This is a genomic window from Nocardioides scoriae (genome assembly GCF_900104965.1).
In the GTDB taxonomy this organism is placed as follows: Bacteria; Actinomycetota; Actinomycetes; order Propionibacteriales; family Nocardioidaceae; genus Marmoricola; species Marmoricola scoriae.
Window position 1 is genome coordinate 2,573,974 of record NZ_LT629757.1, and the last position, 25,533, is coordinate 2,599,506.

Annotated in this window: 23 protein-coding genes; 10 read left to right on the top strand and 13 right to left on the bottom strand. The window is 74.3% G+C overall.

Annotated features, from left to right (window positions below; all coding sequences use genetic code 11):
* Positions 1 to 8: 8 nt before the first annotated feature.
* The 3 genes from BLU55_RS12305 to BLU55_RS12315 form a co-directional block, all read right to left on the bottom strand.
* The gene (locus tag BLU55_RS12305; protein ID WP_091730110.1) at positions 9 to 1,568 is read right to left on the bottom strand and encodes a DUF7059 domain-containing protein; all 1,560 of its coding nucleotides are present in this window, start codon (positions 1,566 to 1,568) and stop codon (positions 9 to 11) included.
* A 255-nt stretch (positions 1,569 to 1,823) separates the two neighbouring features.
* On the bottom strand, positions 1,824 to 4,127 hold the full coding sequence (locus BLU55_RS12310) for a sodium-translocating pyrophosphatase (protein WP_091730113.1): 2,304 nt from the start codon (positions 4,125 to 4,127) through the stop codon (positions 1,824 to 1,826).
* 151 nt (positions 4,128 to 4,278) lie between these two features.
* Entirely contained in the window at positions 4,279 to 4,614 is a 336-nt protein-coding gene (locus BLU55_RS12315) for an STAS domain-containing protein (RefSeq protein ID WP_091730116.1), read from the bottom strand.
* 129 nt (positions 4,615 to 4,743) lie between these two features.
* On the opposite strand from BLU55_RS12315, the gene BLU55_RS12320 reads away from it, so the two are divergent.
* Complete coding sequence (locus BLU55_RS12320; RefSeq protein WP_231916854.1) at positions 4,744 to 7,065, top strand: DEAD/DEAH box helicase; 2,322 nt, start codon at positions 4,744 to 4,746, stop codon at positions 7,063 to 7,065.
* Positions 7,066 to 7,147: 82 nt separating this feature from the next.
* Here BLU55_RS12320 and BLU55_RS12325 read toward each other — a convergent pair whose 3' ends face one another.
* The 7 genes from BLU55_RS12325 to ssd form a co-directional block, all read right to left on the bottom strand.
* Positions 7,148 to 7,564: an Rv3654c family TadE-like protein gene (locus BLU55_RS12325; RefSeq protein WP_091730119.1), complete on the bottom strand. Its 417-nt coding sequence runs from the start codon at positions 7,562 to 7,564 to the stop codon at positions 7,148 to 7,150.
* Complete coding sequence (locus BLU55_RS12330) at positions 7,561 to 7,932, bottom strand: TadE family type IV pilus minor pilin (protein ID WP_231916855.1); 372 nt, start codon at positions 7,930 to 7,932, stop codon at positions 7,561 to 7,563. The genes BLU55_RS12325 and BLU55_RS12330 overlap by 4 nt, the downstream gene beginning before the upstream one ends.
* Positions 7,933 to 8,045: 113 nt before the next feature.
* Positions 8,046 to 8,324, bottom strand: a complete 279-nt coding sequence (locus BLU55_RS12335) for a DUF4244 domain-containing protein (protein ID WP_091730126.1) — start codon at positions 8,322 to 8,324, stop codon at positions 8,046 to 8,048.
* Between the two features lie 148 nt (positions 8,325 to 8,472).
* Positions 8,473 to 9,216, bottom strand: coding sequence for a type II secretion system F family protein (locus tag BLU55_RS19490; protein WP_157682843.1), 744 nt, complete (start codon positions 9,214 to 9,216; stop codon positions 8,473 to 8,475).
* A complete protein-coding gene (locus BLU55_RS19495) occupies positions 9,213 to 9,992 on the bottom strand; it encodes a type II secretion system F family protein (protein WP_157682844.1) in 780 nt (259 codons plus the stop codon). The genes BLU55_RS19490 and BLU55_RS19495 overlap by 4 nt, the downstream gene beginning before the upstream one ends.
* On the bottom strand, positions 9,989 to 11,149 hold the full coding sequence (locus BLU55_RS12345; protein ID WP_091730128.1) for a TadA family conjugal transfer-associated ATPase: 1,161 nt from the start codon (positions 11,147 to 11,149) through the stop codon (positions 9,989 to 9,991). Before BLU55_RS12345 ends, BLU55_RS19495 begins: the two co-directional genes overlap by 4 nt.
* Positions 11,146 to 12,336, bottom strand: coding sequence for a septum site-determining protein Ssd (ssd, locus tag BLU55_RS12350; protein WP_091730130.1), 1,191 nt, complete (start codon positions 12,334 to 12,336; stop codon positions 11,146 to 11,148). Before ssd ends, BLU55_RS12345 begins: the two co-directional genes overlap by 4 nt.
* A 140-nt stretch (positions 12,337 to 12,476) precedes the next feature.
* On the opposite strand from ssd, the gene BLU55_RS12355 reads away from it, so the two are divergent.
* Positions 12,477 to 13,307, top strand: a complete 831-nt coding sequence (locus BLU55_RS12355) for an HAD family hydrolase (protein ID WP_091730133.1) — start codon at positions 12,477 to 12,479, stop codon at positions 13,305 to 13,307.
* A gap of 319 nt (positions 13,308 to 13,626) precedes the next feature.
* Here BLU55_RS12355 and BLU55_RS12360 read toward each other — a convergent pair whose 3' ends face one another.
* Entirely contained in the window at positions 13,627 to 14,349 is a 723-nt protein-coding gene (locus BLU55_RS12360) for a Fic family protein (RefSeq protein ID WP_091730136.1), read from the bottom strand.
* A gap of 26 nt (positions 14,350 to 14,375) precedes the next feature.
* On the opposite strand from BLU55_RS12360, the gene BLU55_RS12365 reads away from it, so the two are divergent.
* From BLU55_RS12365 to acs, 8 genes are all read left to right on the top strand, one after another.
* Positions 14,376 to 15,299: a class I SAM-dependent methyltransferase gene (locus tag BLU55_RS12365; RefSeq protein WP_091730139.1), complete on the top strand. Its 924-nt coding sequence runs from the start codon at positions 14,376 to 14,378 to the stop codon at positions 15,297 to 15,299.
* Positions 15,300 to 15,303: 4 nt separating this feature from the next.
* Complete coding sequence (locus BLU55_RS12370) at positions 15,304 to 16,458, top strand: sensor histidine kinase (protein WP_172833907.1); 1,155 nt, start codon at positions 15,304 to 15,306, stop codon at positions 16,456 to 16,458.
* On the top strand, positions 16,455 to 17,225 hold the full coding sequence (locus tag BLU55_RS12375) for a LytR/AlgR family response regulator transcription factor (RefSeq protein ID WP_091730141.1): 771 nt from the start codon (positions 16,455 to 16,457) through the stop codon (positions 17,223 to 17,225). Before BLU55_RS12370 ends, BLU55_RS12375 begins: the two co-directional genes overlap by 4 nt.
* Complete coding sequence (locus BLU55_RS12380) at positions 17,222 to 17,608, top strand: hypothetical protein (protein ID WP_091730144.1); 387 nt, start codon at positions 17,222 to 17,224, stop codon at positions 17,606 to 17,608. The genes BLU55_RS12375 and BLU55_RS12380 overlap by 4 nt, the downstream gene beginning before the upstream one ends.
* Complete coding sequence (locus tag BLU55_RS12385) at positions 17,608 to 19,149, top strand: sodium/solute symporter (RefSeq protein WP_091730147.1); 1,542 nt, start codon at positions 17,608 to 17,610, stop codon at positions 19,147 to 19,149. The genes BLU55_RS12380 and BLU55_RS12385 overlap by 1 nt, the downstream gene beginning before the upstream one ends.
* A 174-nt stretch (positions 19,150 to 19,323) precedes the next feature.
* Positions 19,324 to 19,701, top strand: a complete 378-nt coding sequence (locus BLU55_RS12390; protein ID WP_091730149.1) for a DUF485 domain-containing protein — start codon at positions 19,324 to 19,326, stop codon at positions 19,699 to 19,701.
* A complete protein-coding gene (locus BLU55_RS12395; protein ID WP_091730152.1) occupies positions 19,698 to 21,326 on the top strand; it encodes a solute symporter family protein in 1,629 nt (542 codons plus the stop codon). Before BLU55_RS12390 ends, BLU55_RS12395 begins: the two co-directional genes overlap by 4 nt.
* 146 nt (positions 21,327 to 21,472) lie before the next feature.
* Entirely contained in the window at positions 21,473 to 23,476 is a 2,004-nt protein-coding gene (gene acs, locus BLU55_RS12400; protein ID WP_091730155.1) for an acetate--CoA ligase, read from the top strand.
* Between the two features lie 72 nt (positions 23,477 to 23,548).
* On the opposite strand, the gene BLU55_RS12405 is transcribed toward acs, so the two are convergent.
* Together BLU55_RS12405 and BLU55_RS12410 are read right to left on the bottom strand one after the other, a co-directional pair.
* Positions 23,549 to 24,097, bottom strand: a complete 549-nt coding sequence (locus tag BLU55_RS12405; protein WP_197680975.1) for an NADPH-dependent FMN reductase — start codon at positions 24,095 to 24,097, stop codon at positions 23,549 to 23,551.
* A gap of 184 nt (positions 24,098 to 24,281) precedes the next feature.
* Positions 24,282 to 25,286, bottom strand: coding sequence for a TerC family protein (locus BLU55_RS12410; protein WP_091730158.1), 1,005 nt, complete (start codon positions 25,284 to 25,286; stop codon positions 24,282 to 24,284).
* Between the last annotated feature and the right edge of the window lie 247 nt (positions 25,287 to 25,533).

Sequence of the window (25,533 nt, forward strand, 5' to 3'; positions counted from 1 at the left end):
TCGCCCGGCTAGAGCGTGAGGAACCCCTCGGTCACCAGCTCGCGCACCACCGGGGCGTACGCCGCCCGCAGCTCGGCCTCGTCGCGCTCGAGCAGCTGGGCCAGCGCGCCGAGCACCTGGCCGACGGTGAGGTCGCCGTCGCAGGCGCCGACCAGGGCCGCCTCGACGGTGTCGACCTGCCGGGCCCGGCGCAGCAGCCGCTGCTGGCGCACCACGATCTCCTCGGGGTCCTCGGCCCCCGGTCCGCCGTACGTCTCCTGGCGCAGGTCGACGCGCGCCACCGGCCGCGTCGCCAGCAGCGCGTCGTCGTCCAGCCCGCGCAGGCCGGCGACCCGGTCGAGGAGGCCGTCGACCTCGGGGCCGATCGGCTGCTCCACGTCATAGGGCCACTCCTCGAGGCGCAGCGTCGGCGTGGCATCGGTGCGCCGCAGGTTGATCCAGCCGAACCCCACCCCCTCGGCGCCCTGCTCCTCGAACCACGACAGCCAGGTGTCGTAGCGCTCGAGGTACGCCGCCGGCTCGATCCGCCCCGTCGCCGGGTGCAGGCCGGCGTCCTTGAGCCAGAGCTCGACGTACGTCGGCAGGTCGACCACCTCGCGCTGCAGCACCCACGCGTCGCAGGCGTCCTCGGACCCGGTCACGGGCAGCCACGAGGCGAGCCGCTCGTCCCAGGGCTGGTCGCGGCGGATCATCCAGTTGGCCAGCACCTGGCCGGTGCCGCCCTCGGCGAGCACGCCCGGGAGGCCGCGCACGATGTGCTCGACGACCTGGTCGCCCGGCAGGCCGGAGTCGCGGTAGACCAGCCGCTCCCCCGTGGCCGGGGAGATGACGAACGGCGGGTTGGTCGCCACCAGGTCGAACCGCTCCCCCGCGACCGGCTCGAAGAAGGAGCCCTCCCGGGTCTCGATCCAGCCCGCGCTGCCCGGGCCGGTCGGGCCGGTCGGGCCGGTCGGGCCGGTCGGGCCGGTCGCGACGCCGTTCAGCTCGGCGTTGACCCGCGTCAGCCACAGCGCGCGGGTGTTGACGTCGGTGGCGACCGTGTGGCGGGCGTGGCCGGCGAGGTGGAGCGCCTGGACGCCGCAGCCGGTGCCGAGGTCGAGCGCGCGGCCGACCGGTCGGCGCGAGGTGAGCTGGGCCAGCGAGGTCGCGGCCGAGGAGATGCCGAGCACGTGGTCGGCGCTGACGTGCGAGGCCCGGCCGTCGAGCCCGGGCGTGAGGTCGCTGGCCACCCACAGGTCGCGGTCCTCGGTGGCGTAGGGGCGCACGTCGACCCGCGCCCGCACCTCGCTCACCGACCGCTCGAGCAGCCCGGCGTTGCACAGCGGGTCGACCAGCCCGGGCAGCGCCGCCCCGACCTCGTCGACCGGCAGCGTGGCCTGCAGCAGCCACAGCCGGGTCAGCGTCTCGACGGGGCTGCCCCCGGTCGTGGCGCGCAGCCCCGGCATCGTCTCGTTGCGCGACAGCGCGGCGTGGGCCACCGGCCCCAGCGCCGCGGCGACCCGGTCGTAGGTGAACCCCGCCGTCGTCAGCGCCTCGCGCAGCCGACCCGTCCAGCCCGTCGTGTCCATCCGCGCACGCTATCCACCCCGCCCCCACCCCCCGCCGACCGGGCGATCCCCGCACGCCCAGGCACCCCGAGCGGGCACTTCCCGCACGCCCGCGAACGCCGACCGGGCACTTCCGGCACGCCCGCGCACGCCGACCGGGCACTTCCGGCACGCCGGCGTACGCCGACCGGGCAGCCTCGCAGGCGGGTGCCTGCGGGACTGCCCGGTCGGAGGTGCGGTCGGTGGTGCGGTCGGTGGTGCGGGGACCCGCTCGGGTCAGGAGCGGGTGGTGCTGGCGGCGGGGACGTCGTCGTTCATGACGTTGCCGCGCCGCTTGGAGACGACCACGGCGACCACGATGATCGCCGCGGCGACCAGGGCGATCAAGATCCGCACAACGTCGTTCTGGTCCTCGCCCACGCTCAACGACACGATCGCGCTGGCGATGAGCAGCGAGACCAGGTTCATCACCTTGATGAGCGGGTTGATCGCCGGGCCGGCGGTGTCCTTGAAGGGGTCGCCGACGGTGTCGCCGATGACGGTGGCCGCGTGGGCGTCGGAGCCCTTGCCGCCGTGGTGGCCGTCCTCGACGAGCTTCTTGGCGTTGTCCCAGGCCCCGCCCGCGTTGGCCAGGAAGACCGCCATCAGGGTGCCGGTGCCGATGGCGCCGGCGAGGAAGCCCGCCAGGGCCGTGACGCCGAGGCCGAAGCCGACCGCGATCGGCGCCAGCACCGCGAGCAGACCGGGCGTGACGAGCTCGCGCAGCGAGTCGCGGGTGACGATGTCGACGACCTTGCCGTACTCCGGACGGCCGGTGCCCTCCATGATCCCGGGGATGTCGCGGAACTGGCGACGCACCTCGTAGACCACCGCGCCGGCCGCGCGGGCCACCGCGTTGATGGCCAGGCCGGAGAACATGAACACGACCGCCGCACCCAGCAGGACGCCGACCAGCACGCCCGGGTTGAAGACGAAGAAGTCGGCCAGGTTGAACTCGTCGATGGCCGGGTTGGCCTCGTTGAGCGCCTCGAAGACCGAGGTCGAGTAGGACCCGAACAGGGCCGTCGCCGCCAGCACCGCCGTCGCGATCGCGATGCCCTTGGTGATGGCCTTGGTGGTGTTGCCGACCGCGTCGAGCTCGGTGAGGATCTGCGCCCCCTCCTCGCTGACGTCGCCCGACATCTCGGCAATGCCCTGGGCGTTGTCGGAGACCGGGCCGAAGGTGTCCATGGCCACGATCACGCCGACCGTGGTGAGCAGGCCGCACCCGGCCAGCGCCACCGCGAACAGCGACACCGTCAGGGTGGCGCCACCGATCAGGTAGGCCCCGAAGACGGCAGCGCCGATGACGAGCGTCGTGTAGACCGCCGACTCGAAGCCGACCGAGAGGCCGCTGAGGATGACGGTCGCCGCACCGGTCAGCGAGCTCTCGGCGACATCCTTGACCGGCTTGTGCTCGGTGCCGGTGAAGTAGCCGGTCAGCGCCAGGATGCCGGCCGCCATCACGATGCCGATGACGACCGCCGACGAGGCGATCAGGCGCGGGTCGCCGGAGACGCCCGACATGTCGGTGCCCATCACGTTGTCGAACTCCGCGAAGCTGCCGGGGAGGTAGACGTAGGAGGCCACCACCGAGGCGACCGCGCCGACGGCCGCGGAGATGTAGAAGGCCCGGTTGATCGTGGTCAGGCCGTTCTCGCCCGGTCGCGGCTTGGTGATGTAGATGCCCAGGACCGCGGTGAGCGCACCGATCGCGGGGATGAGCAGCGGGAAGACCAGGCCGTCGTCGCCGAAGGCCTGGGAGCCCAGGATCAGCGCGGCGACCAGCGTCACGGCGTACGACTCGAAGAGGTCGGCCGCCATGCCCGCGCAGTCGCCGACGTTGTCGCCCACGTTGTCGGCGATGGTGGCGGCGTTGCGGGGGTCGTCCTCGGGGATGTTGTTCTCGACCTTGCCCACCAGGTCCGCGCCGACGTCGGCGGCCTTGGTGAAGATGCCGCCGCCGACCCGCATGAACATGGCGAGCAGGGCGGCGCCGAAGCCGAAGCCCTCGAGCACGGCCGGGGCCTCGTCGCGGAACGCGATGACCACGACGCTGGCGCCGAGCAGGCCGAGGCCCACGGTCGCCATGCCGACGAAGGCGCCGGTGCGGAACCCGATCTTCATCGCCGGGTCGCGGCCCACGGTGTTGGCCGCGGCGGCCACGCGCAGGTTGGCCTGCACCGCCAGCGACATGCCGAGGTAGCCGATCGCCGCCGAGAACCCGGCGCCGACCAGGAAGAAGAACGAGCGTCCGACGCGGACCCCCAGGGTGTCGGCAGGCAGCGCCAGGAGCGCCACGAAGGCGACCGCGGCGAAGATGCCGAGCGTGCGGAACTGCCGCGTCAGGTAGGCGTTGGCGCCCTCCTGGACCGCGTGAGCGATGTTCTTCATGTTGTCGGTGCCCTCAGCGGCAGCCAGGACCTCCTTGCGGAACATCACGGCCATCCCGAGCGCGCCGAGCGCGATCAGGAGGACGATGATGACCAGCACGAGGTTGCCGCCGTCGAGCTGCACGACAGCGGGGTGGGACCCGGTCATGTCTCTCCTCGGTGGTTCGGGGTACGGCCATGCCGGACTCTACGTGTGCTGCGTCACAGTGGGCGTGACGTGCGTCACAGCGTCGCGTGTCGTGGGTACGCCGGACCGCCGGGCGTCGTGGACGACCGGCGGGAGGAGCCCCGAGGCAGGGTCAGCGCGCGAGCGCGTCGGCCTCGGTGTCGTGGATCGTGAAGACCTTGGCCAGCCCGGTGATCCGGAAGATCTTGAGCAGCCGGTCCTGGGAGCAGATCAGCTCCATGGACCCGTCGTGGGCGCGCACCTTCTTCAGGCCGCCCACCAGGACGCCGAGGCCGGTGGAGTCGAGGAAGTCGACGCCCTCCATGTCGATGACGAGGTCGTGGTGCCCCTCGCCGACGAGCTCGGTGATCTTGTCGCGCAGCTTGGGCGCGGTGTAGACGTCGATCTCACCGCCGACGGCGACGATCGTGCGGCTGTCGACCTCACGGGTCTGCAGCGAAAGATCCACGTCAATCTCACCTCCGAGCGAGGCTCAGCCCCGGCCCTCGCCCCTTGTGTGCCTACGACCCGGACATCTAACCACGCGGTGCTGGCCCGCCGCGGCGCAACTGTCGGACCGCGCTGAGAGACTTGAGCGGTGACCGTGCTCGACGTGGACTCCGTGATCGCCCGCCTCAGCGGCGCGCCGGGGCGCGAGGACGGCCTAACCCACCTCGAGGTGCTCCCGGCCCGCGAGGCCCGCCACGCGGAGTGGCCCACCTGGCTGGCGCCGTCGGTGCGCGACGCGTTCGTCGCGGCCGGGGTGCCGCGGCCCTGGACCCACCAGCGTGAGGCGGCCGACCTGGCCCACGCGGGCGGGCACGTCGTGGTGTCGACCGGCACCGCGTCGGGCAAGTCCCTGGCCTACCTGCTGCCCGCCCTCCACGACGTCGAGACCAGCCGCGGCCCCAAGGGGCAGCGCGGCGCTGGGGTGCTCTACCTCTCGCCGACCAAGGCACTGGCGCAGGACCAGCTGGCCGGCGTGCGCCGGCTGGGGCTCGAGCACCTGCGCGTCGGCACCCACGACGGCGACTCCACGCCCGAGCAGCGCGAGTGGACCCGCGACCACGCGGAGTACGTCCTCACCAACCCCGACATGCTCCACCGGTCGCTGCTGCCGGGCCACACCCGCTGGTCGCGCTTCTTCGCCTCGCTGCGCTACGTCGTGGTCGACGAGTGCCACCACTACCGCGGGGTGTTCGGCGCTCACGTGGCCCAGGTGCTGCGGCGGCTGCGCCGGGTCGCGGCCCTGCACGGCGCCCACCCCACCTTCGTCCTCGCCTCCGCCACCGTCGCCGACCCCGAGGTCTCCGCCGGCCGGCTCACCGGTCTCGACGTCGTCGCGGTCACCGACGACGGGTCGCCGCGCGGCCGCACGGCCGTCGCGCTGTGGGAGCCCCCCTTCGTGCCGGGGGTCGGGGAGAACGGCGCCCCCACCCGCCGCTCGGCGGCCAGCGAGGTCGCCGACCTGATGACCGACCTGGTCGTCGACCGGGTCCGCACGCTCGCCTTCGTCCGGTCGCGCCGGGGCGTGGAGACGGTCGCGGCGGCCTGCCGGCGCATGCTCGCCGAGGTCGACCCGTCGCTGGTCGACCAGGTCGCGGCCTACCGCGGCGGCTACCTGCCCGAGGAGCGGCGCGCACTGGAACAGGCGCTGCGCGAGGGCCGGTTGACCGGCCTGGCCGCCACCAACGCCCTCGAGCTCGGCATCGACATCAGCGGGCTCGACGCCGTGCTCCTGGCCGGCTTCCCCGGCACCCGCGCGGCGTGGTGGCAGCAGGTGGGCCGGGCGGGGCGGTCGGCGACCGACGCTCTCGGCGTGCTCGTGGCCCGCGACGACCCGCTTGACACCTACCTCGTGCACCACCCCGAGGCCCTGCTCGGGGCGCCGGTCGAGGCCAACGTCTTCGACCCCGACAACCCCTACGTCCTGGGCCCCCACCTGTGCGCGGCGGCCGCCGAGTCGCCGCTGCGCCTGGTCGACCTGCCCATGTTCGGTCCGGCCGCCCGCGCCGCCGTCGACGCGCTGACCGCCGGCGGCCTGCTGCGCCGCCGGCCGCACGGCTGGTTCTGGACCGACCGGCGCCGCGCCAGCGACCTCGCCGACATCCGCTCGACCGGGGGGCCACCGGTCCGGCTCGTCGAGGACGTCACCGGGCGCGTGCTCGGCACGGTCGACCACTCCGCGTCCCACGGCACCGCCCACCCCGGCGCGGTCTACGTCCACCAGGGCGAGACCTGGCTGGTGCGCGAGCTCGACCTCGACGAGTCGGTCGCGGTGGTCGTGCGCGACGACCCCGACTACTCCACCTCGGCGCGCGAGGTGGTCGACATCGAGATCCTCGCGGAGCGCGAGGCGACCGCCTGGGGCCGCGCCCGGCTCAGCCTGGGACAGGTGCGGGTCACCCACCAGGTGGTCTCCTTCCTCAAGCGCCGGATCCCCTCGGGCGACGTCATCGCCGAGGAGCCGCTCGACCTGCCCGAGCAGACGCTGGAGACGGCCGCCGTGTGGTGGACCCTGCCCCCGGCCGTGCTGGAGGACTCGGGCCTGGCCGCGACCGACCTGCCCGGCGCCGCGCACGCCGCGGAGCACGCCTCCATCGGCCTGCTCCCCCTCTTCGCCACCTGCGACCGCTGGGACATCGGCGGCGTCTCGACGGCGCTGCACGCCGACACGGGCATGCTCACGGTCTTCGTCCACGACGGCCACCCGGGCGGCGCCGGCTTCGCCGAGCGGGGGTACGCCGCCGCCGCCGCCTGGCTGCAGGCCACCCGCGACGCCATCGCCTCGTGCGGCTGCGCCGAGGGGTGCCCCTCCTGCGTCCAATCGCCCAAGTGCGGCAACCAGAACAACCCCCTCGACAAGGCCGGCGCGGTCGTCCTGCTCGACCTGCTGCTCGCGGGTGCCCCCCGGGACTGAGCAGACCGAGCCGTCCCCCCGAACCGTCCACCGAGCCGTCCGCCGACGGCCAGCGGGTCGTCGGCGCGCGGGCCCGCGCCGGTCAGCCCGGCGGCTCCAGCGACGTCGTGGGCCCGGCCCGGGCGCGGGCGTGGAGCTCCAGCGGCCCACCGGGGAGCCGACCGGTCCGGGCCACCGCCTCGACGGTCACCTCCCAGCCGGACACCCGGCACGACCCGAGCCGTGCCCGGTTGGCCGTGGCGATGCCGGCTGCGGCGGCGCAGGGGTCACGACCGTCCTGGACGGCCCGGGCGGCTGCCAGCGCGGCGAGGTCGGCGGCCGACTGGGCCACGCGGTGGGCGGCCACGACGCCGACCACCCCGCCCGCGGCCAGGGTCGCGGTCAGGAGCACCCCGAGCAGGGCCGTGGCCACGACCGCCGCCGCGCCGCACTCACCGGCCCGGCCGACGCCGCGAGCGGCAGCCCGACCGGAGGCCGGCGCAGCCCGGCCGGTGCTCACGAGGGCTCCTGCACGGCGACCGCGCTGGCCTGCACCTCGACCCCGCCGAGGTGGCGGAGCAGGCCGCCGGGGCCTCGCAGCGGGCTGGTGACCTGGGCCCGGACGGTGCCGTCGACCCGGCTCACGCTGATGCGGCTTCCCTCCGGGGCGACCCGGTGGCCCAGGGCCACGGCCTCCGCGGCGGAGTCGGACCGGGCAGCCGCCCGGGCGACCTCCCGCGCGGCGTCGACGGCCCGGACCTGGGTCACCCCCAGCCCCACGAGCCACACCATCGCCAGGGTGAACAGGACCAGGGCGGGCAGTGCCATCGCCGCCTCGGCGGTGACGGCGCCGCGCTCGCCACGCGGACCTCGGGGGACCTGGCTCACGGTGGTGCTCCTCTGCAGGACGGGGGTGACGGACCGGTGGGGACGAGCGGGCCGCGGGGTGGTGCACCGGCGGGGCGGGGCAGCCCGTCCCGCGCCGCCGGTCGCGGGGCCGCTCAGAACGGCAGCAGCGACTTGACCGCGTCGAAGATCAGCGACAGCAGCTGCTGGCCGGAGTCGCTGGTGAGGAACTTGTAGAGCAGGCCGGCGAAGCCGACGCCGCAGCCGGTGACCGTGGCGTACTCCGCGGTCGTGGCGCCGTCCTCGCCGCGACGGCGCGCCGCCTGCGGCACCACCGCGAGGTGGAGGCGGGCCGGCGCGGCGAGGGGCCGGACGACGGGCTGGGCGACGGGCTGGGCGACGGCGAGGTCGAGGGCCGGAGCGGTGGTGTGCATGAGTTCTCCTGGGTGCTGACCGGGCCGCGCGGCCCGGTGGGGTTGGTTGTCGTGGACGAGGTTGGGTGCGGAGGACCGGCCCCGGCGACGACCGGTCCGCGATCCGTGGAGAACCCCGGTCGCGGACGGGGCTGTGGACGCCAAGTGGTCACCCGAAGACCCGCATCGCACCGAACACGCCGGCGACCATCGGCACGATGCCGAGCAGCACGAAGGCGGGCAGGAGGCAGGCGCCGAGCGGAGCGGCGGCCCTCACCTCGATCCGTCGCGCCCGGGCCTCGACCTCTGCCTCGGTGCGCAGCCGCAGCTCGGCGGCGAGCTGGTGGACCGCCTCGGCGACCGAGGCGCCGCTGTCGTGGGCGCGGGCCACGGTGCGGCCCAGCGGGGCCAGCTGCGGGTGCCGCCCCAGGTCGTGCCACACCGCGCGCGGGTCGACACCCAGCTCGAGGCGGGCGTGGACGGCGTCGAGCTCCTCGGCGACGGGACCGCCCAGCGCTCGTCCCACGGTGCCCAGCGCCTGCTCGGGAGCCGCACCGGCGTCGAGGCAGCACCCCAGCAGGTCGACCGCCGTGGGCAGCTCCTCGGTCAGGCGCTCGCGCCGCCGCACGGCACCCGGGTCCTCCGCGCGCCCCAGGACCACCCAGGCGACCAGCCCGGCCACCACACCGCCGACGACGCCGAGCGGGCCGCCCAGGAAGGCCCACGCGCCGGCGCCCGCGAGCGCCCCGAGGGGCAGCCGGAGCCGGGCGAGCAGCGCCCGCTCGGACGACTCCCGACCGGACGCCACCGCCGGGCCGGCCCCGGACGGCCGCGGCCAGGGCCGGGCACCTGTGGGCCACGCGAGCGCGGCGGCCAGCGCGGCGAGCGTCGCGACCGCCAGCACGGGGCTCACCGCAGCACCCCGTCGGCGATCCGCTCGAGCCACCACAGGCCGAGCCAGGACAGGGTCAGCCCCAGGCCCAGGCACACCAGTCCTCCGGTGGTGCCGGTGAGGAAGCCGATCGGGTCGGCCCCGATGCCGACCGCCATCAGCATCACCAGGCCGGGCAGCACGGCGAGGGTGCGGGCGGTGGCGTGGGCGGCCGCCAGCTCCGAGGCGACCAGGCGCGAGGTGCGCCGCCGCGCCCGCGCGGCGTCGGCCGCGCGCGAGACCGACGGGGCGAGCGGCGCCCCGGTCTCGTGGGCGACCTGCCAGGCGGCGGCCAGGGTCCGCAGGTCGGCGGCCCCCGGCAGTCCACCGACCCGGCGCAGGGCCTGGGGCACGTCGGCGTCCATGAGTCCGGCCGTCAGCACCGGCGCGAGCTCGGACCACTCCTCCACCGCCGCCCGCAGGGCCCGCACGGGCGGCTGACCGGCCGTCAGGTCGGCCGCCATCGACTCGCAGGCCTCGAGCACCCGGTCGCGGCGCAGGTCGGCGGCCCGCGCGCGGCGCCGTCGACGTGCGCCGCGGACCACGCCGAGCGTGACGGCGGTGGCCATCAGGGCCAGCACGAGGTGCCGCGGCTCCAGCCAGGCCCAGGCCAGCGGCACCGCCAGCGCGACGGCCACCGCCTGGAGCGGGCGCGGCACCCCGCCGGCGCCCCCGGTCGGGACGGGCAGGGGGCGGGCGGGCCGCAGCAGCAGGGCGACGGCCAGCGCCACCAGCAGCGCGACCGGCGCGCCGGTCACGGCTCGACCAGGGCGCCGAGCCGCTCCAGGCCGGGACCGGGGACCAGCGTCCCGTCGTCGGCGAAGCGCACCCCACAGCCCACCTGCACCGTCCCGTCGCGGGACCCGGACGGCTCGACGACGCCGATCTCGCGGACCCTCCGGCGCCCGTCGGACCCCCGGCCGAGGTGCACCACGACGTCGACCGCCGACGCGAGCTGGCTGTGGGTGGCCTCGCGGGTCAGGCCCGCCGCCAGGCCGAGTGCCTCGACGCGGCTGGGCACGTCGGCGGCCGAGTTGGCGTGCACCGTGGCGCACCCGCCCTCGTGGCCGGTGTTCATCGCGGCAAGCATGTCGACGACCTCGGCCCCGCGGACCTCCCCGACCACGAGCCGGTCGGGCCGCATCCGCAGCGCCTGGCGCACCAGGGTCCGCAGCGTCACCTCGCCGGCACCCTCGATGTTGGCGGGCCGCGCCTCGAGCGCGACCACGTGCGGGTGCTCGGGCCGCAGCTCCGAGGCGTCCTCGACCAGCACCAGCCGCTCCTGGGGCCCCGCCAGGCTGAGCAGGGCGTTGAGCAGGGTCGTCTTGCCCGAGCCCGTGCCGCCCGAGACCAGGAACGCCAGGCGTCGGTCCACCACCTGCTCGAGCAGGCCGGCTCCCTCCCGTCCGAGGGCACCGGCGTCGACGAGCTCGCCCAGCGTGAAGACGCGCGAGCGCGGGACCCGCAGCGAGAGCACGGTGCCCGGCCGGGAGATGGGGGCCAGCACGGCGTGGAAGCGGGAGCCGTCCGGGAGCCGGAGGTCGACGTACGGCGACGCGTCGTCGAGCCGCCGTCCCGCCGACGCCGCCAGGCGCTGGGCCAGCCGCCGCACGGCCTGGTCGTCGTCGAACCGGATCCCGGTGCGCTCCAGCCCGGCCCCGCGATCGACGAAGACCTGCTCCGGACCGTTCACCAGCACGTCGGTCACGCCGGGCAACCGCAGCAGCGGCTCCAGCGGACCCGCCCCGACCACGTCGCGGTGCAGCGCGTCGTGCACCGCGAGCACGGTCGCGTCGCCGACGGGCCGGCCCTGCTCGCGCAGCGCCCGCGCGACCAGCTGCGGGGTCAGCGGGGCCGCGTCGCGGGCCAGGCGCTCGCGGACGACGTCGACGAGCTCGCCGACCGGCGCGGTCACGCCACGGCTCCCGCCCGCGTCGCGGTCCTCGGGGCAGGCGCCGAGCCGGGCAGGTCCGGCAGCAGCTCGCGCACCGCGGTCGCGGCGGCCCGTGCCAACGGGCCCCGGCGGGGGTGGCCGGGCCCGGCACCCAGGTCGACGGACTCGTCGAGGCCGCGCTGCGAGGTCATGGCGCACAGCAGCGGCACCTGCAGCAACCGGCTCACCGACTCGGGCGTCACCCCGCCCCGTCCCGCCCGGGTCACGAGGTGGCGCGTGGGGGTGGGGCCGGGCAGCCGGGCCGCCACCCGGGCCGCGGCGCTCACGGCCGGGACCGTCAGCGTCGAGACGAGCACCACGTGGTCGCAGCGCACCACCGCCTCCTCGGCCACCGGGTCGGGATGGCGCGGCAGGTCGACCACGACCGCCCCGAAGCCGCGCCGCGCCGCGGAGAGCACCTCCCGGAGCACGTCCGCCTGCGGCGCGGTGGTGCGCTCGGCGGGCCAGGTGAGGACCGACAGCCCACCGCCGCCGGGCAGGGCCTCGCGGAGCGAGCGCGAGCTGAGCCGCCCGCTCGTGTGGTGCAGGGCGTCCCACCGGATGCCGCCCGAGTCCTCCAGCCCGAGCACGCGGTCGACCCCCGCGCCGAGCGGGTCGGCGTCGACCAGCAGCGTCGGGCCGATCGTGGCAGCGGCGCGCGCAAGCGCCGCGGCGAACACCGTGGCCCCGGCGCCGCCGCTGCCGCCGAGCACCCCGACGGTGACCCCGGGGGCGTCGCCCGCGTCGCCGACGTCGGTCAGCATCTCGACCAGCCAGGTCTCGGCCTCGGGCAGCGACAGCACGCCCTCGGCGCCGACCCCGAGCGCCCGGCGGAAGCTCGCGTCGCCGACCGGGGCCCGGCCCAGCACGTGCACCCGGGGTCGTCGCGGCGGGCTGCAGGCGGCGAGCGACGCCGCGGCGTCGTCGCCCACCAGGACGACCGGGGCGGCGGCCCAGGCGCGCAGCGCTCCGACGGCGTCCGGGACCACCCGGGGCACCACCCCCGCCGCGGCGCACAGCCGCTGCACCTCGGCCACCAGCAGCGGGTCGTCCGAGACCAGCACGGGCGCCCGCGCCTCGGCGTGGCCCCGCTCGGCGCGCTCGCGCACCGGGTCGCGGGTCGGGTCGCTGCTGGGGTCGCCGGCCGGGCGGGCGCGTCTCCTGGACATGCGGGCAGGCTCCACCGCGGACGTACGCCGCTGCGGCCACCGCCGCCCACCTGTGGACCGAGCCCCTGCCGAGGGGGCCTGTGGACCCGAACTGGCCGGACCGACCCGGACAAACCGGGAACCGACCTAGACTCAGTGACATGGAACCGGACGCCGGACCGACACCCGCACCTGCGGGCGGGCCGACCGCCGCCTTCTTCGACCTCGACAAGACGATCATCGCGAAGTCGAGCACGCTGGCCTTCAGCCGCGAGTTCCAGGCGGGCGGGCTGATCAGCCGCGGGGCGGTGCTGCGATCGGCGTACGCCCAGTTCGTCTACCTCGTCGGGGGCGCCGACCACGACCAGATGGAGAAGCTGCGCCAGTTCATGTCGTCGATGAGCGCCGGCTGGGACGTCGCCACGGTGCGCACGATCGTCGCCGACGCGCTCCACAACATCGTCGACCCGCTCGTGTACGACGAGGCGGTCGGCCTCATCGAGGACCACCACGCGGCCGGCCGCGACGTCATCATCGTGTCCACCTCCGGCTCCGAGGTCGTCGAGCCCATCGGGGAGATGCTCGGCGCCGACCACGTCGTGGCCACCCGTCTCGAGGTGGTGGACGGGCGCTACACCGGCGAGATCACCTTCTACGCGTACGCCGAGAACAAGGCCTCGGCGATCCGCGGGCTCGCCGACGAGCGGGGCTACGACCTCGAGCGCTGCTACGCCTACAGCGACTCGGTGACCGACGTGCCGATGCTGGAGACCGTCGGCCACCCGTACGCCGTCAACCCCGACAAGGACCTGCGTCGGATCGCCCGCGACCGGGGCTGGCCCGTGCTGGTCTTCGACAAGCCGGTCGCCCTGCGCAGCCGGGTCCGGCTGCCCGCCGCACGCCAGGCGGCGGCGGTCCTCAGCCTGGGCGGGCTGGTGGCGCTGGGCGCCAGCCTGTGGGTCGGCGCCCGCCGCCGCCGCGCCACCGCCTGAGCCGCCCCGACCCGGCTCCGCGCGACACGCGCGCGCCCCTGTGGACGGCGAATGTCAAGCCTTGTGGTGCCCGTCACAGCGGCGTACAAAGGAGGCACGACAACTCCACAGGACCACACACGGAGCCGTTACCCACGCGGCGATCCACCCTTCCTACAGGGGGCTGGTCATCCGGTTCATCCGGGGGCCACAACTGAGAGAATGCACGCTTGGTCATCAGGCCCGTGTGTCCGAGCGGCACCGCGCATGCGCAGACACAGCTACGCACGCACGGTGCCGCTCACCTGTGTCCGGGGTGCCCCGTCCTCCCGAGGGAAGCTCAGCGCCTGAGCGGGCTCGCCTCGGCGCCGCGGGCGTGGGCCTCGGCGGCGTAGAGCAGCCAGGCGTGGAGGCCGGCGCGGGTGCCGCCGGCGTACCCCCGCAGGTTGGACTCGTACTCCGCGCGCAGCGCGAGGTGCCCGGCCTCCGGCACCACGAGCGACGCCGGGTCGACCCCGCGGGCGACCAGCACCAGCCGCTCGGCGGCCCGCGCGACCAGGCCGTTGTGGGCCGAGAACGGCGCAGCGGCCACGACCTCGGCGTGGACGAGCGAGGCCACCAGCAGCGCCGGCACCCTGGTGGCGACCACGGCCTGCCCCAGGGACTGCAGCCGCGAGGCCGCCTCGGGCGTGGTGGGGCGACCGGGGTCGGCGGCCCCGGTCAGCGCGTGGATCCTCGCCAGCGCCTGCAGGGGCGAGCGGCCCAGCACCGGCACCAGACCGAGCAGCTCGGTGCTGACGCGCACCGCCGCCTGGGCCGGGGCGTCGCCCCCACCGTCGCGGACCTGCTCCAGGGTCGACCCCGACCCCTCGAGCACCGCGCTGGCGTGGGCGCCGCGCAGCAGCGAGTCGGCCGTCTGCTCGGGCGTGCTGCGGCGCAGGCCGCGGTCGCGGAGCAGGGCGTCGATGCCGTCGCGGGTCGCGGCGAAGGCCGACGGGACGCCCTCGAGGCCCTCGAGCCACCCGAGCGGGTCGGGCGAGAGGTCGGGGGGCGAGGAGGGCACGGCTGGGAGGGTATCTTCGGCGCAGCATGAGCGAGTCGAGCCCCACCCCCGCAGCGTCGTTCGGCTCCGTGGCCGACGCTTACGACCGAGCCCGGCCGTCCTACCCCGACGCCGCCGTCGACTGGCTGACCGGCGGGGGCCGCTCGCACGTCCTGGAGCTCGGCGCCGGCACCGGCAAGCTGACCGAGGTGCTGCACCGCCGCGGGCACCACGTGCTGGCCACCGACCCGCTCCCGCCGATGCTGCAGCTGCTCGGCCGCCGGGTGCCGGCGCCCCACGTCGCCGCGGCCGCCGAGCACCTGCCGGTGCGCTCGCGCTCGGTCGACGCCGTCGTGTGCGGCCAGTCCTTCCACTGGTTCGACCACGACCGCGCGCTGCTCGAGGCGGCGCGGGTGCTGCGTCCCGGCGGCGTGATCGCCCTGGCCTGGAACGGCCTCGACACCTCGATCCCCTGGGTCAAGCGCCTCGACCGGCTGATCTCGCCGCAGGCCGACCCCGCCCTGGCCCGTCCCGATGCCCGCACCGCGGAGCGCGCCGACCCGCTCATGGGCACGCCGTACTTCGGCTTCGTGGACACCGCGTCGTTCCGGATCTGGGCCACCCACACCCGCGCCACCCTGCTCGACCTCGCGCGCTCGGTCTCCCACGTCGCGACCATGTCGCCGACCGCCCGCGACCGCGTCCTGGCCCAGGTCGGCGCGCTGTACGACGACTACGGCCGCGGCCACGACGGCATGCAGGTGCCCTACGTGACCCGCTGCTACCGCGCCGTCGTGCGCCACCAGGAGCTGCCGCCGGAGGAGACCGCCCGGCCGGAGCAGCCGCCGCGGCCGCAGCGCTCCGGGGCCGACATCCCCCCGCCGGGCCTCGAGGACGACGGCGAGCCCACCGGTCCGATCACCCGGGAGCCGCCCGAGGACCCCGGCATGCAGCTCATCGACTTCCGGTAGTCCCGTGGTCCTCGACGCCCTGCGCGCCCGCTGGCACGACCGCCGCGCGGGCGCGCGCACCGGCCCGCAGCTGGGCTCGGACGCCGACGTCGCGACCTTCCGCACCCTGCACACCGCCTCGCTGGCCTCACCGGCGCTGCGCCGCGGGCTGACCGAGGAGTCGGCCGAGCGGGCGCTGCGCCACCTGCGCAGCCTGCTCGGCACCGCGGCGGTCGCCCTGGCCGACACCGAGCGCCTGCTGGGGTACGACGGCCTGTCGCGCCACCACGCCGACCACGCGGAGCAGCTGGCCGCACGCGCGGTGGCCGGCAGCCGCACGGTCGTCGCCGGGCGCGACGAGCTGGCCTGCGCGACCGAGGGCTGCCTGGTGCGCCACGCCATCGCCAGCCCGCTGGTCATCGACGACCGGGTCGCGGGCGCGCTGGTCGCGCTGGCCGAGTCGCCCTCGGCCAACCTGCTGCGCGCCACCGAGGAGGTCGCTGCGTGGGCCTCGGGCCAGCTGGAGCTGGCCGAGCTCGACGAGCAGCGCCACCGGCTCTCGCGCGCCGAGGTGCGGGCGCTGCGGGCCCAGATCAGCCCCCACTTCGTCTACAACTCCCTGGGCGCGATCGCCTCCTTCGTCCGCACCGACCCCGACCGGGCCCGCGAGCTGCTGCTGGAGTTCGCCGACTTCACCCGCTACTCCTTCCGCCAGCACGGCGAGTTCACGACGCTGGCCGAGGAGCTGCGCTCCATCGAGCGCTACCTGCTGCTCGAGCAAGCCCGCTTCGGCGACCGGCTCCGGGTGCGGCTCCAGGTCGCCCCCGAGGTGCTGGGCGTGAGCATCCCCTTCCTGTGCCTGCAGCCGCTGGTCGAGAACGCCGTCAAGCACGGGCTCGAGGCGGCCTCCGGCGGCGGCACCATCACCATCGAGGCCCGCGACGTCGACCGCGAGTGCGTGATCGCGGTCGAGGACGACGGCGCCGGTCAGGACCCCGAGCGGATCCGCGAGGTGCTGGCGGGCGAGTCGACGGGCGACTCCGTGGGACTCGCCAACGTCGACGAGAGGCTGCGCACGACGTTCGGCGACGACTACGGTCTGGTCGTGGAGACCGCACCCGGCGCCGGCACCAGGGTCGTCGTGCGCGTCCCCAAGTTCGCGCCCGGGACGACCCCGTGAGCTCGTCGGCCGCCCCGGCCACCGGGTCGGGCACGGCTCCCGCCGCCGAGGAGCCGGGGCTGCGCGTCCTGGTCATCGACGACGAGCGCCCGGCGCTCGACGAGCTCGGCTACCTGCTCGGCCGCGACCCCCGGGTGGGCGAGGTGCACGCCACCGGCTCCCCCACCGAGGCGCTGCGGCTGCTGCAGCACCTCGAGGTCGACGCGGTCTTCCTCGACGTCCAGATGCCCGGCCTCAGCGGCATCGACCTGGCCCAGGTGCTGACCCGCTTCCGCACGCCCCCGGCCCTGGTCTTCGTGACCGCCCACGACGAGCACGCCGTGGAGGCCTTCGACCTCGACGCCGTCGACTACGTCCTCAAGCCGGTGCGCGAGCAGCGGCTGGCCGACGCCGTGCGACGCGTGGTCGCCCACGCCCGGCCCGAGGCCGTGGCGCAGGAGCAGGTGCCCGTCGAGCGCGGCGGCGTCACCCGGTTCGTGCCTGTCGCCCAGATCCGCTACGTCGAGGCCGAGGGCGACTACGCCCGGCTGCACACCGGCGAGGAGAGCCACCTGCTGCGGGTGCCGCTCGGCCAGCTCGAGCAGGAGTGGGCCGAGGCCGGCTTCGTGCGGATCCACCGCTCCCTGCTCATCTCCACGGCGTACGTCGAGGAGCTGCGGGTGGACTCCGGGCGCTGCTCGGTCGTGGTCGGCGGACGGGAGCTGCAGGTCAGCCGCCGCCACACCCGCGAGCTGCGCGACCTGCTGGTGCGCCGGGCCCGGCCGTGACCGACCCGACCGGCGGGCCCCCGGCCCGCGTCCGGGTCACCAGCCCCCGCACCGCCCGGCCGCGCCTGGGCCCGCGACCCAGCCCGGCCTCGGAGATCGACGCGCAGAGCGAGCTCGGCGAGATCTACCTGCGCACCCTGCTGCGCGCCCAGCTGCGACTGGGCCTGGGCGTGCTGCTGGCGCTCGCGCTCACCATCGGGCTGCTGCCGCTGGCGTTCTGGCTGGTGCCGTGGCTGACCGAGGTGCACGTGCTGGGCATGCCGCTGTCGTGGGGCGTGCTGGCCTTCGGCTGCTACCCCGTGCTGGTGCTGCTGGCCTGGCGCTACGTGCGGCTGGCCGAGCGCAACGAGCGCGCTTTCGCCCGCGTCGTCGAGCGGACCTGATGGACCCCGGCGCCGCCGCCGGCGAGGGCAACCTGGTCCTGGGGCTGGTCGCGGTCGCGCTGGTGACGGTCGCGACGCTGGCCATCGGCAGCTGGGGGCTGCGCCTCTCGCGCACCACCTCGGACTTCTTCGTCGCCTCGCGCTCGGTGCGCCCCGGCCTCAACGCCTCGGCGATCAGCGGGGAGTACCTCTCGGGCGCCTCCTTCCTCGGCATCGCCGGTCTCGTGCTCAGCAACGGCGCCGAGATGCTCTGGTACCCCGTCGGCTGGACCGCGGGCTACCTCGTGCTGCTCTGCCTGGTGGCCGCTCCGCTGCGGCGCTCGGGGGCCTACACGCTGCCCGACTTCGCCGAGGCCCGGCTGCGCTCGCGAGGGGTGCGCCGCGCCAGCTCGCTGCTGGTGGTGGCGATCGGGTGGCTCTACCTGATGCCGCAGTTCCAGGGCGCCGGCGTCGCCCTGGAGACGACCACCGGGCTGCCGCCGTGGTCCGGCGGCCTGGCGGTCGCGGTGGTGGTGCTGCTCAACGTGCTGGCCGGCGGGATGCGCTCGGTGACCTTCGTCCAGGCCTTCCAGTACTGGCTGAAGCTGACCGCGCTGCTCGTCCCGCTGGTCTTCCTCGTGGTGGTGTGGATCGGCGACGGCGCCCGGTCGCCGGCCGACCCGTCGCTGCTGGTCGGGGGCGCCGACGGCCTGGCCTGGGCCGACCCGATCGACTTCGCGGGCGACCACCCGCTGTACTCGACGTACTCCCTCATGGTGGCGACGTTCCTGGGCGTCATGGGCCTGCCCCACGTGGTGGTGCGCTACTACACCAACCCCGACGGCCGGGCCGCGCGGCAGACCACGCTGACGGTGCTGGCGATGCTCGGGCTGTTCTACGTCGTCCCGCCGGTGTACGGCGCGCTCGGACGCCTCTACGCCCCCGACCTCGCGGCGGGTGGCAGCGACTCCGTGGTGCTGGCGCTGCCGGCCCGCATGGTCGGTGGCCTGGGCGGCGACCTGCTCGTCGCGCTGCTGACCGCGGGGGCGTTCGCGGCCTTCCTCGCGACCTCGTCGGGGCTGACGGTCGCGGTGGCCGGCGTGCTGACCCAGGACGTGACCGCCAAGCGGCTCGAGCCGGTGACCGGCTTCCGGGTGGCGGCCGTGGTCGCCGTGGTGGTGCCCTTCTCGCTGGCGTTCCTGGCCCGCGACGTGGGCGTGGCCACGGTGGTGGGACTGGCCTTCGCGATGGCCGCGGCCACCTTCTGCCCGCTGCTGCTGCTCGGGATCTGGTGGCGCGGCCTGACCGCGACCGGCGCGCTGGCCGGGCTGGTGGTCGGCGGGGCGCTGACGGGCGCGGCCGTGCTCGATAACCTGCTCGTCGACCGGCAGAGCGGCTGGCTGGCGGCGCTGGTCGGGCAGCCCGCCGCGTGGGCGGTGCCGGCGGCGTTCGCCACCATGGTCCTGGTCTCGCGGGCCACCCGCTCGCGCGTCCCGGCCCACGCCTCGCGGTTCATGGTCCGGCTGCACACCCCCGAGCACGTCCAGCTCGACCGCGACTGACGCGGCCCGGTCCCCGGAGCGGCCGGGCGACCGCTCGTCGCGCGGGAGCGACCGTTCGCCGACTGCTCGCCCCCGCCCGCCGCGTGGGGGTCGCGCGGCCCTGCCGCGCGGCCCACGTCGGTGGCACGGTGACGTCGATCACAGCCCGACTCCCGCTGCTCCGAAGGGTGCCCCATGACCGAGACCGACGCCGCCGCCCAGGCGGCTCGCCACGACCCCGTCTACGACCGGCTGCACGAGACGGCCGAGTTCGCCGAGCTCCGCCGTCGCTACCGGGGGTTCGTCTTCCCCGCGACCGCGGCGTTCCTGGTGTGGTACCTGCTCTACGTCGTCCTCAGCAACTGGGCGCCCGGCTTCATGGGGGCCAAGCTGTTCGGCAACATCAACGTGGCGCTGGTCTTCGGCCTGCTGCAGTTCGTGACGACGTTCCTGCTGGCCTACCTCTACAGCTCCTACTCCAACCGCAAGCTCGACCCGCTGGCCCGCCAGCTCAACGAGGAGTACGAGCGCGGTCGCCGCGGCGGCTCGGACGAGCGGGAGGCCCGGGCATGAACCACCAGGTGCTGACCACGACCCTGTTCCTCGCCGTCGTCGCGCTGACGATCGGCATCACCTTCTGGGCCAGCCGGCAGTCCTCCGGCGCGGCCGACTACTACGCCGGCGGGCGCAACTTCTCCGGCTTCCAGAACGGCCTGGCCATCGGCGGCGACTACATGTCGGCCGCGTCGTTCCTCGGCATCTCCGGCGCCATCGCGCTTTCGGGCTACGACGGCTTCCTCTACTCCATCGGCTTCCTCGTGGCCTGGCTGGTGGCGCTGCTCCTGGTCGCAGAGGTGCTGCGCAACTCGGGCCGCTACACGATGGCCGACCAGCTGGCGTACCGCATGAAGCAGCGCCCCGTGCGCACCGCGGCCGCCACCTCGACCGTCGTGGTCTCGATCTTCTACCTGCTCGCGCAGATGGTCGGTGCCGGTGCGCTGGTCTCGCTGCTGCTCGGCGTCGACGGCCGGTTCGCCACCAACGTCACCATCTTCGGCGTCGGCATCCTCATGGTCTTCTACGTGACCGTCGGCGGCATGAAGGGCACCACCTGGGTCCAGATCGTCAAGGCCGTGCTGCTGATGGCCGGCTCCGCGCTGATCGTGGTGCTGGTGCTCGCGCAGTTCAGCTTCAACCTCTCCGACCTGCTCGGCACCGCCGCCAGCAACAGCGGCAAGGGCTCGGCGTTCCTGGAGCCCGGCCTGAAGTACGGCGTCTCGACCACCAGCAAGATCGACTTCCTGTCCCTCGGCCTCGCGCTGGTGCTCGGCACGGCCGGCCTGCCGCACATCCTGATCCGCTTCTACACCACCCCGACCTCGCGGGACGCCCGCAAGTCGGTGCTGTGGGCGATCGGCCTGATCGGCGTGTTCTACCTGTTCACGCTGGTCCTGGGCTTCGGTGCCGCCGCGCTGCTGGGCGACTCCGACAAGGAGCGCGTCACCGCCTCGGGCGGCAACCTGGCCTCGCCGCTGCTCGCCGAGACCGTGGGTGGTGGCTCCGGCTCCACCGGCGGCGCCATCCTGCTCGCGGTGATCGCCGCGGTCGCCTTCGCCACCATCCTCGCGGTGGTCGCCGGACTGACCCTGACCTCGAGCGTCAGCGTCGCCCACGACCTCTACAACAGCGTGTGGCGCAAGGGCGAGGCCACCGAGAAGGAGGAGCTCAAGGTCGCCCGGATCGCCGCGGGCGCCATCGGCCTGGTCGCCATCATCCTGGCCATCCCGGCCCAGAAGCTCAACATCGCCTTCCTGGTGGCGCTGGCCTTCGCCATCGCGGCCTCGGCCAACCTGCCGGCCATCGTCTACAACATGTTCTGGAAGCGCTTCAACACGCGCGGCGCGGTCTGGAGCATCTACGGCGGCCTGGTCAGCTCGGTCGGCCTGGTGATCTTCTCGCCCATCATGTCTGGCAAGACGGACGCCGCGACCGGCGCCAACCTGTCGCTGCTGCCGGCCTCGATCGACATCTCGTGGTTCCCCCTGGAGAACCCCGGCATCGTGTCGATCCCGCTCGGCTTCCTGCTCGGCTACCTGGGCTCGATCACGTCCAAGGAGCCCGAGGCGGTCGACCGCTACACCGAGCTCGAGGTGCGGGCGCTCACCGGCGCCGGCGCCGAGGCCTCGGTCCAGCACTGACCGAGGGTCCGTTCCCGCAGCACCCGCACGACCCGCGAGCCCCGCCGCGGACGCACCTGATCGGAGGGTCGTCCGCGGCGGGGCGCGGGAGTAGGTTCGCCACGAGCGTGAGGCGTGTCACCCCGACGAAGAGGAGATCCGAGTCCATGACCGAGTCCAGCGAGACCCTGGCCAACCTGTCCACCGAGGAGCGTCGCTTCGAGCCCCCGAAGGAGCTCGCCGAGCACGCCAACCTCACCGAGGAGGCGTACGCCGAGGCGGAGGCCGACCGGCTCGGGTTCTGGGAGAAGCAGGCCGACCGGCTCGACTGGGAGACCCGCTGGGACACGGTGCTCGACTGGGACGACCCGCCCTTCGCGAAGTGGTTCGTCGGCGGCCGCATCAACGCGGCGTACAACTGCGTCGACCGGCACGTCGAGGCCGGCCGCGGCGACAAGGTCGCCTTCCACTGGGTCGGCGAGCCGGAGGACGACACCCGCGACCTCACCTACGCCGACCTCAAGGACGAGGTCAGCCGGGCCGCCAACGCGCTGGTCGAGCTCGGGGTGAAGACCGGCGACCGGGTCGCGATCTACATGCCGATGATCCCCGAGACCGCCATCGCGATGCTCGCCTGCGCCCGCATCGGCGCCCCGCACACCGTGGTCTTCGGCGGCTTCTCCTCCGACGCCCTGGCCAGCCGGCTGGCCGACTGCGACGCCAAGGTCGTCATCACCTCCGACGGTGGCTACCGCCGCGGCGCCCCCTCGGCCCTCAAGCCGGCCGTGGACGAGGCGGTCCAGAAGGCCAAGGACAACGACGACCACGAGGTCCGCAGCGTCCTCGTCGTGCGTCGCACGGGCGAGGACGTCGAGTGGCACGAGGGCCGCGACGTGTGGTGGCACGAGCTGGTGGCCGGCCAGTCGGCCGAGCACGAGTGCGAGTTCTTCGACTCCGAGCACCCGCTCTACGTGATGTACACCTCCGGCACCACCGGCAAGCCCAAGGGCATCCTGCACACCACCGGCGGCTACCTCGTCGGGTGCTCCTACACCCACTGGGGCATCTTCGACCTGAAGCCCGAGACGGACGTCTACTGGTGCACCGCCGACGTCGGCTGGGTGACGGGCCACTCCTACGGCGTCTACGGCCCGCTGGCCAACGGCGCCACGTCGGTGATGTACGAAGGCACGCCCGACACCCCCGGCAAGGGCCGCTGGTGGGAGATCTGCGAGACGTACGGCGTCACCATCTTCTACACCGCGCCCACCGCCATCCGGACCTTCATGAAGTGGGGCGGCGACATCGCCGGCCAGCACGACCTGTCGAAGATCCGGCTGCTCGGCTCGGTGGGTGAGTCCATCAACCCCGAGGCCTACGTCTGGTACCGCGAGAACATCGGCGCCAGCCGCGCCCCGATCGTCGACACCTGGTGGCAGACCGAGACCGGCTCGATCATGATCAGCCCGCTGCCCGGCGTCACCGCCGGCAAGCCGGGCTCGGCGATGAAGTCGATCCCCGGCATCGTGGTGGACGTCGTGACCGAGGAGGGCGAGTCGGTGCCCAACGGCTCCGGCGGCTTCCTCGTGGTCAAGGAGCCCTGGCCCTCGATGCTGCGCACCCTGTGGGGCGACGACGAGCGGTTCAAGGACACCTACTGGTCGCGCTTCGCCGACCACGGCTTCTACTTCGCCGGCGACGGCGCGAAGAAGGACGACGACGGGGACATCTGGCTGCTCGGCCGGGTCGACGACGTCATGAACGTCTCGGGCCACCGGCTCTCGACGACCGAGATCGAGTCGGCGCTGGTCTCCCACCCCAAGGTGGCCGAGGCCGCCGTGGTCGGGGCGGCCGACGAGACCACCGGCCAGGCGGTCTGCGCGTTCGTCATCCTGCGCGAATCGGCGCTGGCCGACGGCGAGGAGGCCCCCGAGTCGCTGATCCAGGAGCTGCGCAGCCACGTGCAGAAGGAGATCGGCGCCATCGCCAAGCCCCGTCAGGTGATGGTCGTCCCCGAGCTGCCCAAGACCCGCTCGGGCAAGATCATGCGGCGGCTGCTCAAGGACGTCGCCGAGAAGCGCGAGGTCGGCGACGTCACCACGCTCGCCGACTCGACCGTCATGGACCTCATCGGCAAGGGCATGAAGTCCGGCACGGGCGACGAGAGCTGAGCCCCCACCACGTGCGTCGTGCGCCCCCGGCCGCTCCTGCGGCCGGGGGCTGCGACGTCTCGGGTCCGGGCCTCAGGCCGCGGGACGCTCGCGACCCGCGTCGACCAACCGGCCGACCAGGGTGCGCAGCGCGGTCTCGACCTCGGCGTCGGCGATCCGGCCGTCGACCACGGTCTCGTGCACCGTCGCGACGCCGACGGCGTCCTCCAGCGGCACGGCGCCGGCGACGCGGAGCACCTTCACGAGGTCCTCGCGGGCCCACTGGGCACCCCGGGGGGACGGGCTGACCGAGACGACCGCGGCGGGCAGGCCGTCCAGCGGCGAGGCGCCGCGCGGCCGCGAGGCCCAGTCGACCGCGTTCTTGAGCACGCCGGGGATCGAGCCGTTGTACTCCGGCGTGGCCACGACCAGCGCGTCCGCGCCGCGCAGCGCCTCGCGGAAGGCCACGACCGCCGCGGGGGCGTCGTCGCCGTCGAGGTCCTGGTCGTAGTGCGGGAGGTCCGCCAGGCCGTCGTACGCCGCGGCCTCGACGCCGGCGGGCAGCAGCGCCGGCAGCGTGCCGACCAGTTCCCCGGTCCAGGAGCCGGTGCGCAGGCTGCCGACGAGCATCAGGATCTTCATGGGGGTCCTCTTCCGTTGCCGAGACGCTTGAACGTTCAAGAGAACCCGCACCGGCCGCCGTCTGTTCCGTGAACCGCGTCACGCCGCCACGCATGTAACGCTCCGTTCCAGTGCCTGAGTGCCCGCCCAGACGGGTGTACGGCGCTGGTAACGGAGCGTTACATGCGGCGGGGCGGACCCGGCCTCAGAGGCTCTTGACGCCCGGCTTCTCGTCCTTGCCGGGCAGACCGGTCTTGGCCAGGCTCGCGACGGTCGTGATGACCAGGGTGCCGACGATGACGCCGAGCGAGACCAGGGTCGGGATGTCGGGGGCCCACGAGATGTGCTCGCCTCCGTTGATGAAGGGCAGCTCGTTCTCGTGCATCGCGTGCAGGATGAGCTTGACGCCGATGAAGGCGAGCAGGAACGCCAGGCCGAACGAGAGGTAGATGAGCCGCTCGAGCAGGCCGCCGATGAGGAAGTAGAGCTGGCGCAGGCCCATCAGGGCGAAGATGTTGGCCGTCAGGACCAGGAACGGCTCCTCGGTGAGGCCGTAGATGGCCGGGATCGAGTCGAGCGCGAACAGCAGGTCGGTCGTCCCGAGCGCGATGATCACGATGAACATCGGCGTGATGACGCGCTTGCCGTTCTCCTTGGTGAGGATCTTCGAGCCGTGCCACTCGGCGGTCGCGGGGAAGCGCTGCTCGACGAACTTGATGAGGCGGTTCTCCTCGAACTCCTCGTCCTCGTCGCTGGCGCCCTCCTTGGCGAGCTTGGCCGCCGTCCAGATGAGGAAGATGCCGAACAGGTAGAAGATCCAGCTGAACTGCTCGATGGCCGCGGCGCCGACGAAGATGAAGATGCCGCGCATGATCAGCGCCAGCACGATGCCGACGAGCAGCGCGCTCTGCTGCAGCTCCTTGGGCACGCCGAACTTGGCCATGATGATGAGGAAGATGAACAGGTTGTCCACCGAGAGGGAGTACTCGGTGAGCCAGCCGGCGAAGAACTCGGTGCCGTACTGGTGGCCGGCGAAGATCCACACGCCGATGCCGAAGGCGATCGCGAGGCCGACGTACGCCGCCAGGGCGACGCTGACCTCCTTCTTGGAGGGCTCGTGCGGGCGGCGCCCGATGACGAGGATGTCGAAGAGGAGCACGGCGACGGTGACGCCGATCGTGAGCCACCAGACCAGAGGGGTTACAACCACGTGAGGGACGACCTTCGGTGTCGAGCTGCGCCACGCGCGCAGCGATGTCCGGAGGTCTCTTCCGCCGCGTCGCCCCGATGCGCGGCACGAACGACCGACGCGTCCGGGTCAGGCTGGGCCTGACCGTGATGACGAGCGCGCCGCGAGGGAATACTCCCCTCCCGAGGAGCCACTTTCTCACGGTGCCCGCCCCACGCCCAACCGCGGCGAGGGGCGGACGGGCGGGCGGTAGGGTGCGAGGGTCCCA